16 protein-coding genes are annotated in these 17,798 nt (G+C 35.3%); 10 read left to right on the forward strand and 6 right to left on the reverse strand.

The window, feature by feature from the left end; all coding sequences use genetic code 11:
- Window positions 1–36 precede the first annotated feature (36 nt).
- Together lpcA and ACGH46_RS06810 are read left to right on the forward strand one after the other, a co-directional pair.
- Window positions 37–615, forward strand: a complete 579-nt coding sequence (gene lpcA / locus ACGH46_RS06805; RefSeq protein ID WP_267352312.1) for a D-sedoheptulose 7-phosphate isomerase — start codon at window positions 37–39, stop codon at window positions 613–615.
- Window positions 616–1,395 carry a class II glutamine amidotransferase gene (locus tag ACGH46_RS06810; RefSeq protein WP_267352313.1) on the forward strand — a complete coding sequence of 260 codons (780 nt, stop codon included), beginning with the start codon at window positions 616–618 and terminating at the stop codon, window positions 1,393–1,395. It abuts the gene before it with no gap.
- A gap of 427 nt (window positions 1,396–1,822) precedes the next feature.
- Here the strand turns inward: ACGH46_RS06810 and ACGH46_RS06815 are convergent, their stop codons facing one another.
- The 5 genes from ACGH46_RS06815 to pncB form a co-directional block, all read right to left on the reverse strand.
- Window positions 1,823–2,281: a methylglyoxal synthase gene (locus ACGH46_RS06815; RefSeq protein WP_267352314.1), complete on the reverse strand. Its 459-nt coding sequence runs from the start codon at window positions 2,279–2,281 to the stop codon at window positions 1,823–1,825.
- A 134-nt stretch (window positions 2,282–2,415) separates the two neighbouring features.
- Complete coding sequence (locus ACGH46_RS06820; protein WP_267352315.1) at window positions 2,416–3,558, reverse strand: porin; 1,143 nt, start codon at window positions 3,556–3,558, stop codon at window positions 2,416–2,418.
- A 293-nt stretch (window positions 3,559–3,851) separates the two neighbouring features.
- Window positions 3,852–4,979, reverse strand: coding sequence for a porin (locus tag ACGH46_RS06825; protein ID WP_267352316.1), 1,128 nt, complete (start codon window positions 4,977–4,979; stop codon window positions 3,852–3,854).
- A 287-nt stretch (window positions 4,980–5,266) separates the two neighbouring features.
- Window positions 5,267–6,670 (reverse strand): asparagine--tRNA ligase, encoded by a 1,404-nt coding sequence (asnS, locus tag ACGH46_RS06830; RefSeq protein ID WP_065558865.1) that lies wholly within the window; start codon window positions 6,668–6,670, stop codon window positions 5,267–5,269.
- 163 nt (window positions 6,671–6,833) lie between these two features.
- Window positions 6,834–8,027: a nicotinate phosphoribosyltransferase gene (gene pncB / locus ACGH46_RS06835; RefSeq protein WP_411604937.1), complete on the reverse strand. Its 1,194-nt coding sequence runs from the start codon at window positions 8,025–8,027 to the stop codon at window positions 6,834–6,836.
- A gap of 251 nt (window positions 8,028–8,278) precedes the next feature.
- Between pncB and pepN the strand changes: the two genes are divergently transcribed.
- Complete coding sequence (gene pepN / locus ACGH46_RS06840; RefSeq protein WP_411604940.1) at window positions 8,279–10,915, forward strand: aminopeptidase N; 2,637 nt, start codon at window positions 8,279–8,281, stop codon at window positions 10,913–10,915.
- A gap of 137 nt (window positions 10,916–11,052) precedes the next feature.
- A complete protein-coding gene (locus ACGH46_RS06845; RefSeq protein ID WP_411605098.1) occupies window positions 11,053–11,382 on the forward strand; it encodes a rhodanese-like domain-containing protein in 330 nt (109 codons plus the stop codon).
- A 33-nt stretch (window positions 11,383–11,415) separates the two neighbouring features.
- Here ACGH46_RS06845 and ACGH46_RS06850 read toward each other — a convergent pair whose 3' ends face one another.
- Window positions 11,416–12,264 (reverse strand): MetQ/NlpA family ABC transporter substrate-binding protein, encoded by an 849-nt coding sequence (locus ACGH46_RS06850; RefSeq protein WP_411604943.1) that lies wholly within the window; start codon window positions 12,262–12,264, stop codon window positions 11,416–11,418.
- A gap of 182 nt (window positions 12,265–12,446) precedes the next feature.
- Here ACGH46_RS06850 and ACGH46_RS06855 point away from each other — a divergent pair, with 182 nt between their 5' ends.
- The 6 genes from ACGH46_RS06855 to mlaD all read left to right on the forward strand — a co-directional run bounded on the left by ACGH46_RS06855 (window position 12,447) and on the right by mlaD (window position 17,794).
- The gene (locus tag ACGH46_RS06855) at window positions 12,447–13,583 is read left to right on the forward strand and encodes an amidohydrolase (RefSeq protein WP_411604946.1); all 1,137 of its coding nucleotides are present in this window, start codon (window positions 12,447–12,449) and stop codon (window positions 13,581–13,583) included.
- 13 nt (window positions 13,584–13,596) lie between these two features.
- A complete protein-coding gene (locus tag ACGH46_RS06860) occupies window positions 13,597–14,640 on the forward strand; it encodes a methionine ABC transporter ATP-binding protein (RefSeq protein WP_411604949.1) in 1,044 nt (347 codons plus the stop codon).
- Entirely contained in the window at window positions 14,641–15,339 is a 699-nt protein-coding gene (locus tag ACGH46_RS06865; protein ID WP_267352323.1) for a methionine ABC transporter permease, read from the forward strand.
- 263 nt (window positions 15,340–15,602) lie between these two features.
- Window positions 15,603–16,415, forward strand: a complete 813-nt coding sequence (mlaF, locus tag ACGH46_RS06870; RefSeq protein WP_267352324.1) for a phospholipid ABC transporter ATP-binding protein MlaF — start codon at window positions 15,603–15,605, stop codon at window positions 16,413–16,415.
- A 3-nt stretch (window positions 16,416–16,418) separates the two neighbouring features.
- On the forward strand, window positions 16,419–17,198 hold the full coding sequence (gene mlaE / locus ACGH46_RS06875; protein WP_065558871.1) for a lipid asymmetry maintenance ABC transporter permease subunit MlaE: 780 nt from the start codon (window positions 16,419–16,421) through the stop codon (window positions 17,196–17,198).
- 11 nt (window positions 17,199–17,209) lie between these two features.
- Entirely contained in the window at window positions 17,210–17,794 is a 585-nt protein-coding gene (gene mlaD, locus ACGH46_RS06880) for an outer membrane lipid asymmetry maintenance protein MlaD (protein WP_267352325.1), read from the forward strand.
- The last annotated feature ends 4 nt before the right edge of the window (window positions 17,795–17,798 follow it).

Below are 17,798 nucleotides of genomic sequence, written 5' to 3' on the forward strand. Positions count from 1 at the left end.
ACAATGGTGGCTAAATTTTTTATGAGGGTAAGATTAATGTATATTGATAATATTCGAAATGAGTTAAATGAAGCAGCTGATGTGTTAAATAAATTTATTTCAGATGATAAAAATTTAGAACATATTCAGCAAGCCGCTATATTATTGGCTGATTCGTTCAAACATGGTGGTAAAGTGCTATCATGTGGGAATGGCGGTTCTCACTGTGATGCTATGCATTTTGCAGAAGAGTTAACAGGACGTTATCGCAACAATCGCCCTGCTTATCCTGCAATAGCGATATCTGATGTTAGTCATATTTCGTGTGTAGGTAATGATTTTGGGTTTGATTCGATTTTTTCTCGGTATATCGAGGGTGTAGGTCAAAAAGGTGATGTACTACTAGGTATTTCTACCTCAGGTAACTCTGCTAATGTGCTAAAAGCAATTGAAGCAGCAAAACAAAAAGGGATGAAAGTGATTACGTTAACTGGTAAAGATGGCGGTAAAATGCATGGTCTTGCTGATGTGGATATTCGAGTTCCTCATTTTGGTTATGCTGATCGTGTTCAAGAAATTCATATTAAAGTGATTCATATTTTAATCATGCTAATCGAAAAAGAGATGAGCAAGTAAATGTGCGAATTATTGGGCATGAGTGCGAATGTGCCAACAGATATCTGTTTTAGTTTCACCAGCTTAGTCAAACGTGGTGGTGATAAGGGCCCGCATAAAGATGGGTGGGGTATTACTTTTTATGAAGGTAAGGGGTGCCGTACATTTAAAGATCCTGAACCTTGCAGTTATTCGCCTATTGCCAAACTTGTTCAACAGTATCCAATAAAGTCAAAAGCAGTCATAGCCCACATTCGCCAAGCAAATCGAGGAGGCGTAGCACTTGAAAATACGCATCCTTTTACGCGTGAGTTATGGGGAAAAAATTGGACTTTTGCCCATAACGGGCAGCTAACAGGTTATGAAGATCTTGATATGGGGATATTTGAACCTGTAGGTCTGACTGATAGTGAATATGCATTTTGTTATCTCATTAATCAACTTCACAAGAAATATCCGCAAAAACCCAGTAATGATCTGGAAGTATTCAGCTATATTAAGCAATGCGCTGACAAACTAAGCCAACTTGGGGTATTTAATATGTTACTCTCTGACGGTCAATATGTTTTTGCTTATTGTTCAACTGACTTACATTGGATAACACGTAAAGCACCTTTCGGAAAAGCAAAACTTCTTGACGAAGATGTTGAAATTGACTTTCAAAAACACACTACACCTAATGATATCGTCACAATCATTTCAACGTTGCCATTAACTTCTAATGAAACATGGTACAAGCTGAATACTGGAGAAGCGATTTTATTTAATAAAGGGGAAATTAATCCGTTTTCTTCATTTTAACTCACAATATTGAAACTTCATTTTAAATTAATACTGTAGAAAGCCGACAACTGTCAATTCGATTAGTATTAAAATTATTAAAGTTGCATATCAAAATCCGATTTTTATATCGAGCAACTTATATAAATAAACGGCGATAGGTATAAGCCAACAAACTTCGCCATAGCCAATTCGAATTAATTCAATCCCACGCAATAGTTTTACTTTTAAATTACTCTGATTTGTTGTTCAACATTTTCTTACAGGCTTGGCAATAAAAATACCTCATTTAAACAATGCAATTAAAAGTGGTACTACCAATAATGTTTTTGTAATACCAATAATCAGAATCCCAAAAGACATTAACAATAAAGCCGACATGTTAGACCCTGTTTCTGTGGCAATATTTGCCCTTTCTGTTATGTAGTATTTGGGATTATATTGGCAATCATTTTAATCTTTCAGCTAAATAACCTTGATAGTCAGGAATTTCAATTTCTATTTCTTGCGTAAAAATGGAGGATTGAATCAGTGCATTAGCGGTTGCTTGATTAGTCGCAACCGGAATATTCCAGACCGTTGATAAACGAAGTAAAGCTTTGACATCAGGATCGTGTGGTACCGCATTGAGCGGGTCCCAAAAAAAGATAAGAATATCAATTTTTCCTTCGGCAATTAATGCGCCTATTTGTTGATCGCCACCCATAGGGCCACTAAGCATAGGTGTAATATTTAGACCTGTTTCTTGTTTAATTAATGTTCCCGTAGTTCCTGTACCACATAAATGATGATGAGAAAGCTCTTCTCGATTTTTTTTACACCAATTTAATAATGACTCTTTTAAGTGATCATGTGCGACTAAAGCAATATTTTTTTTGGCAGCTAACTGACGAGTGGTATAACGCATAATGTTGTCCTAATCTATTATTATTGCTGATGTTTTTAACAGAGTATCAATTAAAATTCAAGTTTTATTTGATTAAATTAGGGACAATAAAAAAGGCACCGAAGTGCCTTTCAAAAATATCAAATTGCAATTAATTAGAATTGATAGATTAAACCAAGTGCAACAGTATCTTTTGTTGTCGCTTTAATTTCTGATTTGCTAAATGTGCTGCTATCATATAATGCACGACGTGCACCGATATCATCTTTATCTAACAAGTTGATTTTATAATCTACAATAGCTTGTAAGTTTTTGTTGAATGCATAAGTTAAACCAACATCAACATATTTAACAAGGTCATTACCTTTAAGCCCTGCATCGCTAGAATAGCTAGAAGCATCTTTAACTTTGTGTTGGATATAAGCAACAGATGGAGTTAAACGACCAATATCGAAGTCGATTCCGTATTGAGCAACAATTTCAATACCTTTGGTTTTTAAGTCATCTGCATTGTGATTAGATGATGCATTATCCCAACCATATTTTTGTTTACCTTGAATATATAGCGCAGCTAAATAAACATTGTCATTGTCGTATTTGATACCTGCTGACCATGCTTTAGCATTTTTGTGACCACTAGTTTGAGTGTAACCAGCACCAACAGATAAACCAGTATCAAGCACATCCCAATCGATAACAGAACCCCATGCTTCCGCACTATCATGACCGTTGTTACGATTCACTGCATTGAAATGGCTAGTTGAGCTGTTATCACCGTTATCAGCATATTGAACAGCAAAGCGTAAACCATCAACTAAACCGAATAGATCAGTATTACGATAAGTTGCTACAGCTTTAGTACGTGCAGATAATGCATAAAGATCATTATTTGAAGCATCACCACCAAATTCTGGTAAAACGTCTGTATAAGAAGTTAAAGTTTTTAGCACACCGTCATTACGACCATAATCGAATGAACCAAAATCACCAAAATTCAAACCAGCAAATGCATAACGAGTTTCGTTGTCAGCATTTTTACCAGTTTTAGCTTCGTATTCCCAACGTCCGTAACCAGATAACCAGTCAGTAACTTGAGTTTGACCTGACATACCTAAACGTGCAGTCGTTTTATCACCTTCGCCTGTTTGGTTGTTTCTGTCAGTAATATAGTTTAATGCATAAACTCGACCATAAAAATCGACTTTATTGCCGTCTTTATTCCACACTTCAATAGAAGCGTTTGCAGTACCTGCAATTAAAAGAGCAGGAATAGCGATTGCTAATAGATTACGTTTCATTTTGTTACCCTCATAGGTATTTATATTTTTAAAGATGCAAATTACTTTGCTCTCGGTTAATAAATAACTGCAAAATTAAGCAATTATATTATTACTGTGATATCTTGTATTAGATATAAGATTTCTGCTTACATTGCAGATAAACAATGCAAATAAGTAAATTTCTACGAAATTTAGTTTATTTTAGTACCTACAATAAATTTTTTTAAGCATAAAATGTTTTTTTGGGCGGGAATAAATTCAAAAGGCGATAAAAAAGACACCTAAGTGTCTTTTTTATAATTTAAGAAGAATTAGAATTGGTAGATTAAACCAACACCTAACACATCTTTTGTACCTGGAGTATTTGCTTTCTTATGACCACGATTATTAGTCGTATTCATCGCTGCACCAATGTCTTTATGGTCAAGTAGATTAAATTTATATTCTACGATAGCGCTGAAATTTTTGTTAAGATCATAAGTTGCACCTAAAGATACGTATTTAGCCATAGGTGAGCTATGAGATCCTGAACGGTAATGCGCTTTATTATCACCATCATAACCACTTGTTAGTTTATGTTGAACATAAGCTAAAGATGGAGTTAAACGACCAACATCTAATTCAATGCCATATTGAGCAACTAATTCGATACCTTTAACTTTTTCATCTGCAATATGACCTTTATGATCGATATAACGATTTTTTAACTTGCTTTGGAAATAGTTAGCAGCTAAATATAAATTATAGTTATCGTATTTAATACCAGTAGCCCAAGTATTGTGACGTTGATCACTTGAAGTTGATTGAGCATAACCAATACCTGCAGTTAAGCCTGTGTCAAAAATGTTCCATTGAACGTTTGTACCCCAAGCTTCTCTTGATTCACCACGAATATTATCTTTAGTAAGTGAGTTATCACCATTATCAGCATATTGTACTGCAAAGCTGATATCATCATTTAAACCAAAGAAGTTATTGTTACGGTAAGTTGCTACAGCTTTAGTACGAGCAGAAAGCACGTTCCAATTGTTGTTTGCAGCGTCACCACCAAATTCTGGTAATACGTCAGTATATGCTGTAATTGCTTTTAATACGCCATCATTACGACCATAATCAAATGAACCGAAGTCACCAAAATTTAATCCAGCAAATGCATAACGAACTTCGTTATCTGAATTTTTACCAGATTTAGCTTCATATTCCCAACGACCATAACCAGATAACCAATCTGTGATTTGAGTTTGACCTGACATACCTAAACGAGCAGAAGTATCGTCACCTTCATCTTTTTGACCACGATCAGTGATGTGGTTAGCTGCTTTTACACGACCGTAAAAGTCTACTTTATTACCATCTTTGTTCCAAACTTCAATAGATGCATTTGCGCTAGCTGCAACTAAAAGTGCAGGAATAGCGATTGCTAATAGATTACGTTTCATTTCTTACCCTCATGGTTATTTATTAAAAGACACTAACTGAAAAGTTTAGTGCCTATTTATGTACAATGATTATTCATCCAAAAATAATATTACTATTATTTTCTTCCACTTTTTACAGTAGTGTAAATTATGTATAAAAATTTTTTAAAAGCAAGTGAACTTTTCGTTAATTTTGATGTCTAACCCCAAAAACGAAACCGTTTGATTATAATTTATACATATTTGCTAATTATCACTAATTTGCGTTTTATCATAAACATCCAAAAATGTTTGTTTATTTATACCAGTTAAAAATTTGCATTTCGTGGCGTTCTTGGGAAAGGAATCACATCCCTTACGTTTTGTACGCCAGTGACATAAACAATTAAGCGCTCAAATCCAAGACCGAATCCAGAATGAGGAACAGTACCATATCGACGTAAATCACGGTACCACCAATAATCTTCTTTTTTAAGCCCCATTTCGTCCATGCGCTTATCTAACATATCTAAACGCTCTTCACGTTGCGATCCGCCAATGATTTCGCCAATGCCTGGCGCTAACACATCCATTGCAGCAACCGTTTTACCATCGTCATTCATACGCATATAAAATGCTTTAATATCTTTTGGATAATTTTTAACAACGACAGGCGCTTTAAAATGCTGTTCAGCTAAATAACGTTCATGCTCTGACGCTAAATCGATTCCCCAACTCACTGGATTTTCAAATTTGGCATCACAGTTTTGTAAAATAGTAATGGCATCGGTGTAATCAACTTGAGCAAAATCGGCATTAATAAAGTTTTCTAAACGATTGATTGCTTCTTTATCAATATGCTGAGCAAAAAATTGCATATCATCAGCACGTTTTTCAAGCACGGTTTTAAAGACATACTTCAACATATCTTCTGCAAGTTTTGCATTATCATTTAAATCAGCAAACGCAACTTCAGGTTCCATCATCCAAAATTCAGCTAAATGGCGTGTTGTATTGGAATTTTCAGCTCTAAAAGTTGGTCCAAAAGTATAAACTTTAGACAATGCACAAGCGTACGTTTCTGCATTTAATTGTCCTGACACCGTTAAAAAAGCTTCTTTTCCGAAAAAATCTTTATCAAAATCGACTTTCCCCTTGTCAGTTTTAGGTAGATTTAACATATCAAGGGTGGATACACGGAACATTTCACCTGCACCTTCAGTATCTGATGCGGTAATAATTGGCGTAGAAAGCCAAAAAAAGCCTCGTTCATCAAAAAATTGGTGAATGGCTTGCGCTAATGTATGACGTACACGAGTAATCGCACCAACAATGTTGGTTCTTGCTCTTAAATGAGCAACTTCTCGTAAATATTCAATTGAATGACGTTTAGCAGCCATTGGGTAAGTTTCAGGATCATCAACAAATCCATAAACCTCAACTTGTGTTGCTTGTAGCTCGTATTTTTGTCCTTGTCCCGGAGATTCAACAACTTTACCTGTTACTTTAACTGAACAACCTGCCGTTAACCGTAAAATATCTTGTTCATAATTTGGTAGATCTTTTTCTATAACAGCTTGAATGGGATCAAAGCACGAACCATCATAAACAGCTAGAAATGAAATACCGGCTTTCGAATCACGGCGTGTTCTTACCCAGCCTTGAACAGAAATAGTGCTACCAACAGCAATTTTGCCTTGTAACACATCAACAATAGGAGCAACTGAATTCATTTTAATTATCCATCTCTATATTAATTAAGTTAAATAGTATTAAAAATAATACAAGTATATTCTAAATGCCACTTAGTTACCTAACTTTAGTCTCAGTTGGCATTAAATTAAATTTTTAAATAAAACATTTATAATTTGATTTACGTTTTTTATAAAAATAAGTTTAATGATTAACGTTAAACGTTCTTTTTAATTCATTAATAAAAGCTAAATCTTGCGATATTGTCTTACCTGGACTGTCTGACAATTTTGCAACAGACTGATTATTGCATTGCGTCAATTTCAATACGATATTTAAGGCTTTGGTATTTGCTTCAGTAGACGGAATATCACACGCTAAAAAGCCCCCGATACCAAAAGACAATTTTACTCGATGGTGAAAATGTTGATAAATCTTTATCGCTTTGTCAAAAGTTAAACTATCGGAAAATACTAACATTTTTGTTTTAGGATCAATCCCTAATTGTTGGTAATGGGCAATCGCCTTTTCACCCCATTCAATCGAATCACCCGAATCATGGCGTAATCCTTGATAGTGATTAGCAAAGTAAGTATCAAAATCACGCAAAAATGCGTCCATGGTAATACAGTCTGTTAGGGCTACCCCCAAATCTTGAGGATATTCCTCTAACCAAACCTTAAGCGCTGTTTTTTGGCAATCTTGCAAAGTTGGGGTTAATCGCTGATGAGCTTGAAACCATTCATGTGCTTGAGTACCAACAGGGGTAAGTCCTAGTCGATAAGCCAGTAAATAGTTACTGGTACTATGAAAATTGTCAAAATGGTTTTTTAGGTAATCGACAACAGCTGATTGTACGGCAAATGAGTAACGTCTTCGGGTTCCAAAATCCATTAAATTAAAGCCCGACATATCCATATTTGCAGTTTGCTCGTTAAATCTTGTCAATTTATTTTTGAGTTGGGCTATAGCTTCCGACACGCCAATATTAGGAGAACGATCTCTATGTGCTATTTCGCTAATAACTGCCAGTAATGGGACTTCCCATAAAATTACATCCAACCACTTTCCTTCAATTCTTATATCAAGTCTTCCTTCTTGATTAGTTATCGTCAATAATTGACTATTAAAACGCCAATTCTTGAGCCAGTTTAAATAATCAGATTTAAAAAAGGAGATGCCAGATAGATATTGAAATTCATCATCGGAAAGCGTTAATGATTCCATTAATTTGACTTGATGTTTTATTTCATCAGCATATTGACCTAATAAATCATAACTTCTACAACGAAACTCCGCAACGACAGTGGTATCTGGGTAATGATGAAAAACGGCTTGCTGCATATGCAACTTATAAGCATCAGTATCTAAGATTGATGTAATTATAGCTGGTAACATGTCTTTTTGTTGTTAATACTCTAAAAAAATTCTAGAGATTATAGCAGAATAATATTGAAGATATAGATTAAATATATAATAACCTATCTTCATTAGGCTATAATATTAATAACAAACCAGATTAAATAATATAACCTAACTATGCTCAAAAGAATTAATTAAACATCATCAATAACGATAAGTGCAGTTGTGAAAATCATGCAATATTTATCGAATTTTAATTATTTATAAAAATAAAAGGCACAATAACTATGACAACGAATAATACCAAAACACAACCAACTGCAAAGTATCGACTGGACTATAAAGCACCCGATTTTACCATTACGGATATCGATCTTGATTTTAACTTATCCGCAGAAATCACAACAGTCACGGCTCGAAGCCATATTATACAAAAAAATGCTAAAGCCTCAGACTTAGTTTTAGATGGAGAAGACTTAACATTAATCGCTATCAATATCGATGAACAGCCTTGGCAGGATTATCACATTACCGACTCAGGCATTATTATCCACAATGTTCCATCAGATGAATTTACACTAACCATTGTCAATGAAATAAAACCGATTGATAACACTGCACTAGAAGGATTGTATGTTTCTGGAGAAGCACTTTGTACACAATGTGAAGCTGAAGGTTTTCGTCATATCACATACTATTTAGATAGACCCGATGTTTTAGCGCGTTTTTCAACTCGTATTACCGCCAATAAACAACAATACCCATATCTGCTTTCTAATGGTAACCGCATTGCACAAGGAGAACTTTCAGACGGTCGTCATTGGGTACAATGGCAAGATCCATTTCCTAAACCCGCCTACTTGTTTGCATTGGTTGCCGGAGATTTTGATATTCTTAAAGATCAGTTTATAACTGGTTCAAACCGTAAAGTTGATCTGGAGATTTATGTTGATAAAGGCAATTTAGATCGTTCACATTGGGCAATGACCAGTTTAAAAAATGCTATGCGCTGGGATGAAACTCGTTTTGGATTAGAATATGACTTAGATATTTTTATGATTGTTGCCGTTGACTTTTTTAATATGGGCGCAATGGAAAACAAAGGTCTGAATATTTTCAACTCAAAATATGTTCTTGCCAAACCAGAAACGGCTACTGATGATGATTATTTAGGTATCGAAAGTGTTATTGGTCACGAATACTTTCATAATTGGACAGGTAATCGTGTTACTTGTCGTGATTGGTTTCAACTTAGCTTAAAAGAAGGTTTGACGGTTTTTCGTGATCAAGAGTTTAGCGCAGATATGGGCTCTAGAGCCGTTAAGCGAATTGATGATGTTAAAATCTTACGTAGTGTCCAATTTGCTGAAGATGCAAGTCCGATGTCCCATCCTATTCGTCCTGATCAAGTCATAGAAATGAATAATTTCTATACGGTAACTGTGTACGAAAAAGGGGCTGAAGTGATACGAATGATGCATACCTTGTTAGGCGAAGATAAGTTTCAAGCTGGCATGAAACGCTATTTTGAACGTCATGACGGAAGTGCAGCAACTTGCGATGACTTTGTCGCTGCGATGCAAGATGCTTCAGGCATTGATTTAACACAATTCAAATTATGGTACAGCCAATCAGGTACACCAGAATTAACCATTACAGATAGCTATGATGAAAAAAGCAAACACTATTATTTAACTATCGAACAAAACACGCCTGCAACCTTAGATCAAGCTGAAAAGAAAGCTTTGCATATACCTGTTGATATTGAATTATATCAACATAACGGCGAAATCATTAAACTTGAGCATAACCAACTGCCAATTCATCACGTTTTAAATTTAACACAAGCAAAACAACAATTTGTTTTCGATAACGTGAATGAAAAACCGATTATTTCATTATTACGTGATTTTTCTGCACCGGTAAAAATGACCTATGATTATCAAGATAGTGATTTGATTTTTTTGATGCAACATGCAACCAATGCTTTTAGTCGTTATGATGCTGCGCAAATGCTATTAATTAAATATATTCGGGAAAATGTTAAAAATTATCAAGATAATCGACAACTAAGCCTTCCTGATTCAGTTATCGATGCATTTAGAGCAATATTATTATCCGAATCAACAGATCCCTCTCTTATTGCCCAAATCATCACTTTACCTTCGGAAAATGAACTAGCCAATTTATTTAGTGTCGTTGACCCAATAGCCATCTATCAAGTCCGCCTGTTTTTATTAACGTGTTTTGGTAATGCACTTTATGATGAATTAACCGCAGTTTACCGTCACAATAAAATCGAAAATTATCGGATTGAACATGAAGATATTGCTAAGCGCTCATTAAAAAATGCCTGTTTGATGCTTTTAGCCCATGCCGATGAGAAATCACAAGCAAATCATCTGGTTCATCAACAATATTATCAAGCAGACAATATGACAGATACCATCGCTGCATTAACAGTTGCTGTTAAAGCTCAGCTTGATTGTCATCAAGAACTTTTAGCCGATTTTGATAATAAATGGCATCAAGACGGATTAGTGATGGATAAGTGGTTAGCTTTGAATGCATCGAGTCCAGAAAAAAATGCACTTTCAACGGTGAAAAAACTTTTAACTCATCGATCCTTTTCGCTCAGTAATCCCAATCGGATTCGCGCTTTAATCGGTGCTTTTGTTAATAATAATCCTGTAGCTTTCCATGCAACTGATGGGAGTGGATATCAATTTTTAGTCGAAATATTAATGGAATTAAATCAAAAAAATCCGCAGGTTGCGGCAAGATTGATCGATCCATTAATAAGATTAAAACGTTATGACCAACAACGTCAGCAACAAATGCGTCAAGCACTTGAAACCTTATTAAAACTGGATCATTTATCAAAAGACTTATATGAAAAAATTAGTAAAGCTTTAGCTGCATAACACTCAACACATCATCCTGTTTTCCTCGAACGGGATGATGTTAAAATTATTTGAAACTTGATATGTTTTTGCTTTATATTCAGACACAAATAAAACATCAAACTTTTTAACATTACTTAACAGTATTAGAAATCATGATCAACATAAAATCTATTACACCGACAGAACTTGCAGAAAAATTAAATCAGAAACATCCTCTATTTTTGCTTGATGTACGAGAATCTAATGAAGTAGCAATATGCCACCTTGAAAATTCCGTCCATATTCCAATGAATCTTATCCCACTTTGTTTAGATAAAATACCCGATGAAATCGACATTGTACTTTACTGTCACCACGGAGTTCGAAGCCTTAATGTTGCCAATTATTTAGCTGAAAATGGTTTTGATACTGATTATCTTTATAATCTTAGTGGTGGGATTGATGCTTGGGCATTAACCGTTGATACGCAAATGCCAAGATATTAAATGCCCGCCTCCACAACGGGCACATTTTGGATTTTATTCTTGTGGCATCACCCAATAACCATTTTGATTGTGAGCTTGCATATAATCCTTAAATTGTTGGGATTGATAAATACGTTTAACATCCTGCGCCCATTGACTGTTTTCATTACCTTCATTCACCACAACCATAATTTCTAAATCGGGGACAATGGTTTCCAAAAGCAATGCTTTGCTTGAATCAATATTGGCCGAATAAACAATACTCCCCGGAATGACAGCAAAATCAAGCTCATTAAGAACTCTAGGAATATTTGCCGAATCCATTTCAATAATATCGATGCCCTCTAAGTTTTCAGCAATATCATTTTTACTCGCTAAAATAGGATTCGTATTTTCTTTCAATTTAATCCATCCTGCTTTTTCAAGTAAATTATAAGACCGTGCAGCATTTGAAGCATCTTGAGGAATCGCCACTTTAGCCCCTGAAAAAACCTTATCTAATGATTGATACTTATTAGAGAAAATCGCCGCGGGTACGGATGGCACATGCACAACTGGCTTTAAATTAGCTTTGCGTTGGGCATTAAATACATTCATATAAGCAGTATGTTGTGCAACGGTTAAATCAATGCTTCCTTCACTCAATGCCACATCCGATTCTAATAAATGTGGAAAATTAACCAATTTAACTTTATATCCTTCTGATTCAAGAATAGGTTTTACCGCATCTCTAAAAAGATCATTATATGGACCGGGTGATACCCCCATACTAATCTCTTTTTTGGTTTGATTATTGGCTGATTGAGAGGAATTATCGCAAGCGCTCATTAAACATGCAGAACTAAATAAAACCACAATAGCAATATGTTGTAAGAATTTATGTTTGATAAAACCATTTTTCATTTGAGTTACCCTTTATCGGCTATCGACATTTGTTTTACTCTAGCACAGAAATAATGGTTTATTTATTCCAAGTTATTCTATCTTATAACTTTTTGGAATAAGATATAAAAAACGATTATTAGGTTGAAAAATTAAGCTGTGCTAACGTTAAAAACATCTCATAATCATTTTTTGGATATATTATGCATCAGCCCATTGCACAAACTATTCATCAGCTTTTTGTTACATTACATCAAAATCCTGAGCTTTCAAATCAAGAATTCGAAACGACTAAAATATTGAAAACGTATTTAGAAAAAGCAAACATTAAAATAATAGAATTAGGTGCTAAAACGGGGGTCATTGCCGAAATTGGAACAGGCTCCCCTATTCTGGCTTTACGAGCTGATATTGATGCGTTACCCATCCATGAACAAACAAATTGTGATTATCGTTCCCAAAATAAAAATGTTATGCACGCTTGTGGGCATGATGTACATGCATCAATCTTAATGGCAGCGGCTTATCTTTTAAAAGAACACGAAAAAGATTTAACAGGGACCATTCGTTTACTATTCCAACCTGCGGAAGAAAACTTTAGTGGAGCTCTACAGTTTATCAAAATTGGGGCATTAAAAGGGATAGATGCCATACTCGGTTTACACAACAACCCTAATTTAACCATTAATCAAATGGCATCACGAGCTGGCCCTTTTTCAGCTAATGTTGATCGCATTGAAATTACCATAACTGGTGTTGGAGCACATGCAGCAAGACCTGAATCGGGTATTGATCCTATTGTTATTGGTGCACAAATTGTAAACGCCATACAAACTATTTCAAGTCGTTCTGTAAGTGGTCTTGATGCTGTAATTGTCAGCATTACTAAATTTGAAGGTGGAAATACTTGGAACGTGATACCTGAAAAGGTTGAAATGGAAGGCACGGTAAGAACTCTTACACCGCAAATCAGAGCTAAAGTCAAACAACAGTTAAGGTCTATTATTGAACATATTGCTATTGCAATGGGCGCAAAAGCTGAATTAAAATGGTTCGAAGGCCCTCCATCAATCATAAATGTAGAAAAATGGGTCGAGCTTGCAAAAAATATTGCGAGACAAGAGGGTTATGAAATCATTGATTTTCAACCTCAATTAGGCGGTGAAGATTTTGCCCATTATTTACATCATGTACCGGGCGCATTTATTAACCTTGGTTCTCAAAGCCCTTATGCACTTCACCACCCTAAATTTCAAATTAATCCTTACATGATAATACCTGCAGCAAACTATTTAGCTAAACTTGCCAAACAAGCGCTTATCCAAATAGACCAAAGTTAATAGGGACGCAAGAATGATTAGATTTGAAAATGTATCCAAGCAATATGAGCGAAACGGCATCACCACTCAAGCCTTAGACAAGATCAACTTAACCATTGATAAAGGGGATATTTTTGGCATCATTGGTTATAGTGGTGCAGGCAAAAGCACTTTAGTTCGTTTAATTAATTACCTTGAAAAACCGACACAAGGTCAAGTGATCGTACAAAATCAAATTTTAAATCAACTATCCAGTTCTGATTTACGCCAAGTTAGGCGAAAGATCGGCATGATATTTCAGCACTTTAATTTACTTGAATCAAAAACCGTTTATGAAAATATTGCTATTCCTTTAATTCTAATCAAAAAAGATAAACATTCAATTAAACAAAAAGTAAATGAATTATTAGAATTTGTTGGATTAAGTGACAAAGCAGATAGTTATCCTAAAGAGCTGTCTGGCGGACAAAAACAACGAATCGGCATAGCAAGAGCGTTAGCTAACGATCCGGATATTTTACTTTGTGATGAAGCAACTTCAGCGCTTGATCCTCAAACTACACGAGCAATCTTAGATTTAATCAAAAAAATCAATGAAAAATATAAAATAACGGTAGTATTAATCACGCACGAAATGCATGTTATTGAACAAATTTGTCATAAGGTAGCCGTAATGGAAAAAGGTAAAATTATTGAACAAGGCAACGTGCTGGATGTATTTGGACACCCACAACACCAAACAACTCGAAATTTTGTCAATTCAGTCATTAGCAATCAAATCCCAAAGGGTGTTGTTGAAAATTTGTTAGAAGTAGAAGGTAAAAAAGACAATATTAAACTATTTAAACTTGAATTTTTAGGTCGCTCAGCTTCAGAGCCTGTTATTAACTCACTCATTTTAAAACAAATTGTTGTGGTTAACATTTTATTTGCCCATATGTCAGAAATTGAAAAAACAGTTTTAGGCAGTATGTTTATTCAGCTAAAAGGTAACGATAGCAATATCCAAGAAGCTGTACAATTCCTTCGAAAACATGGCGTACAAGTTACTGAAATAAACCACTGGGAGGAAAACTAAATGCAAATTTTCACCGATATCCTTGAATATTTCAAAGCTAATATTTCAACCACCGTGACAGTTGAGCAATTTATCCAAGCGAGTTATGAAACATTTTATATGGTGTTTTTCGCTTTAATACTGGGTTCATTAATTGGTATTTCACTCGGTGTTTGTTTAGTGACAACTCGTCCAGGAGGATTGCTTGAAAATAATCGAATATATCGGATTATGAATCCTATTATTAATTTAGTTCGTTCGCTACCTTTTATTATTTTACTAGTGGCAATTGTCCCTTTTACTAAATTTATTGTGGGTAGTTCGATTGGTACAACAGCAGCTATCGTGCCTTTAACATTTTATGTCGCCCCTTACATTGCTCGCTTAGTTGAAAATTCTTTACTTGAAGTAAACAGTGGTATTATTGAAGCCGCTGAATCAATGGGGGCAACACCAATCCAGATCATTTGGTACTTTATATTACCTGAAGCATTTAGTTCATTGATTTTAACCCTAACCACTGCCACTATCGGCTTAATTGGAGCGACAGCAATGGCAGGTGCAGTTGGCGCAGGCGGCATTGGTGACTTAGCCATTTCATATGGTTATCAACGTTTTGATACCACAGTTACCTATATTTGCGTGGTCATTTTAGTTATTGTGATTCAATTGGTGCAAAGTACAGGTAATTTTTTAGCTCGCAAAGCAAGGCATGAATAAATCAGAATATGTGATTATTATTTGAACCGATTAGAAACGCAGCTTAATGCCAGACTAAAAAATGATTTAACACGCTAAAAACCTTATTTAGTTTTTTTGACTATTACAAATCAAGATTCAGTGATTTTTAATTAAAAAATGCTTTTTACCTTAAGCATTACCATAATATAAGGATTGACAATATGTTTTATCGATTTCTTTATTTGCCATTATCAAGTAAAATAACGTTAATTTTAATTAATTAAGGTAGTGTAGGAATCATAGTGACTGACTCATTACAGCAAAATTTGGTTGAAATTCATGATATGTCATTTTATCGAGGAACAAGACCAATTTATAAAAATATGAGCTTGAATGTCCCAAAAGGCAAAGTGACAGCGATTATGGGGCCTTCAGGTATTGGTAAAACCACGCTACTGCGTCTAATCGGTGGTCAATTAAAACCTCAATCAGGAAAAATATTATTCGATGGTGAAGATATTCCAAGTATGTCTCGCGCCCGACTCTATGAAGTTAGAAAACGCATGAGCATGCTATTCCAATCTGGCGCACTATTTACCGATCTTTCTGTTTTCGATAATGTTGCCTACCCGATTCGTGAACACCTTGATTTACCTGAGCCTGTATTACACAATTTAGTATTGATGAAACTCCAGTCTGTTGGACTTCGAGGCGCCGCCCGTATGATGCCGTCAGAATTATCCGGAGGTATGGCAAGGCGAGCTGCGCTAGCCAGAGCCATTGCCCTTGACCCTGATTTAATTATGTTTGATGAACCTTTTGCCGGTCAAGACCCAATCTCAATGGGCGTCATTGTTAAATTAATCTCAGAAATCAATCAATCGCTTGGATTAACCTGTATTGTTGTCAGTCATGATGTGAATGAAGTCCTTAGTATTGCGGACTATGCTTACATCGTTGCTGAACAACACATTATTGCAGGCGGAACATCACAGCAATTACGCGAAAATGACGACTTGCGTGTAAAACAATTTCTTGAAGGCTTAGCTGATGGACCAGTCCCTTTTCATTATCCCGCTGATGACTATAAATTAGACCTAAGCCGAGGTATATAACATATGTTTAATTTACTTGAAAGATTGGGAAAATGGTTAATTAATCTTATCGCTTTAATGGGGCGTTCAGGGATGATGCTTTTTGGAGCACTCATTGGACGTCCACAATTTGCGAAACAGTTCCCATTACTGGTCAAACAATTTTATTTTGTTGGCGTACAATCTTTAACGATTATTATTGTATCCGGACTTTTTATTGGTATGGTGCTTGCACTACAAGGTTATTTTATCTTAACCACATTTGGTGCTGAGGCAAGTTTAGGTATGATGGTTGCGCTCGCTTTATTGCGTGAACTAGGCCCTGTTGTTGCTGGATTATTATTTGCTGGACGTGCCGGCTCGGCGTTAACAGCTGAAATTGGTCTCATGAAAGCTACCGAACAACTATCAAGCATGGAAATGATGGCAGTCGATCCATTACGGCGTATTATTGCACCCCGTTTCTGGGCTGGATTTTTCTCTATGCCGTTTTTAACGGCTATTTTTGTCGCAGTTGGTATTTTAGGTGGTGTATTAGTTGGCGTTGATTGGAAAGGTATTGATGCAGGATTTTTTTGGTCTTCCATTCAAAGTAATGTTGACTGGTGGCATGATTTAGGCAACTGTTTTGTAAAAAGTTTTGCCTTTGCAATTGCCAGTACTTGGATTGCACTTTTTAATGGTTACGATTGCGTACCAACATCTGAAGGAATTAGTCGAGCAACTACCAATACAGTTGTTTATTCATCATTAGTTATTTTGGGGTTAGATTTTATTTTAACCGCATTAATGTTTAGTCATTGAGGTCATTAAACATGAGTCGTAAAGTCGAAATTACAGTTGGATTATTCATGGTACTAGTCATTTGCTCAGTACTATTTTTATGTTTTCGCGTTACCGATCCTACATCTTTTACTAGCCATAATTCATATCGAGTATACGCCGTATTTGACAATATTGGCGGATTAAAAGTTAGATCACCAATCAAAATTGGTGGGGTGGTAATTGGTCGAATAACCAATATTAGCTTAACATCATCAGGAAGTGATATTTATAAACCGTATGTAACAATGGATATCGATAGTCAGTACAATAAAATTCCAAGCTCCAGCTCACTATCAATCAAAACCTCAGGAATTTTAGGTGAACAATTTATTGATATCAATTTGGGGTTAGATCAATCGACCGAATTCGCCATTGACGCATTAGATGCCCCTGATGCCACTAATACAACGGCTCAAAAAAATGACAAACCACCTTATTTTCAAGAAGGATTTGTTGTTAGCAATACTAAACCAGCAATGGTGTTAGAAGATTTAATTGGTCAGTTTCTTTATAGTATGGGTGATTCATCAAATAAAGAAAAGAAACAAAATACGCAAGATACAAATGAACAGTAAGGAG

This window comes from Gilliamella sp. CG22, assembly GCF_046635725.1.
Lineage (GTDB): Bacteria > Pseudomonadota > Gammaproteobacteria > Enterobacterales > Orbaceae > Gilliamella > Gilliamella apicola_I.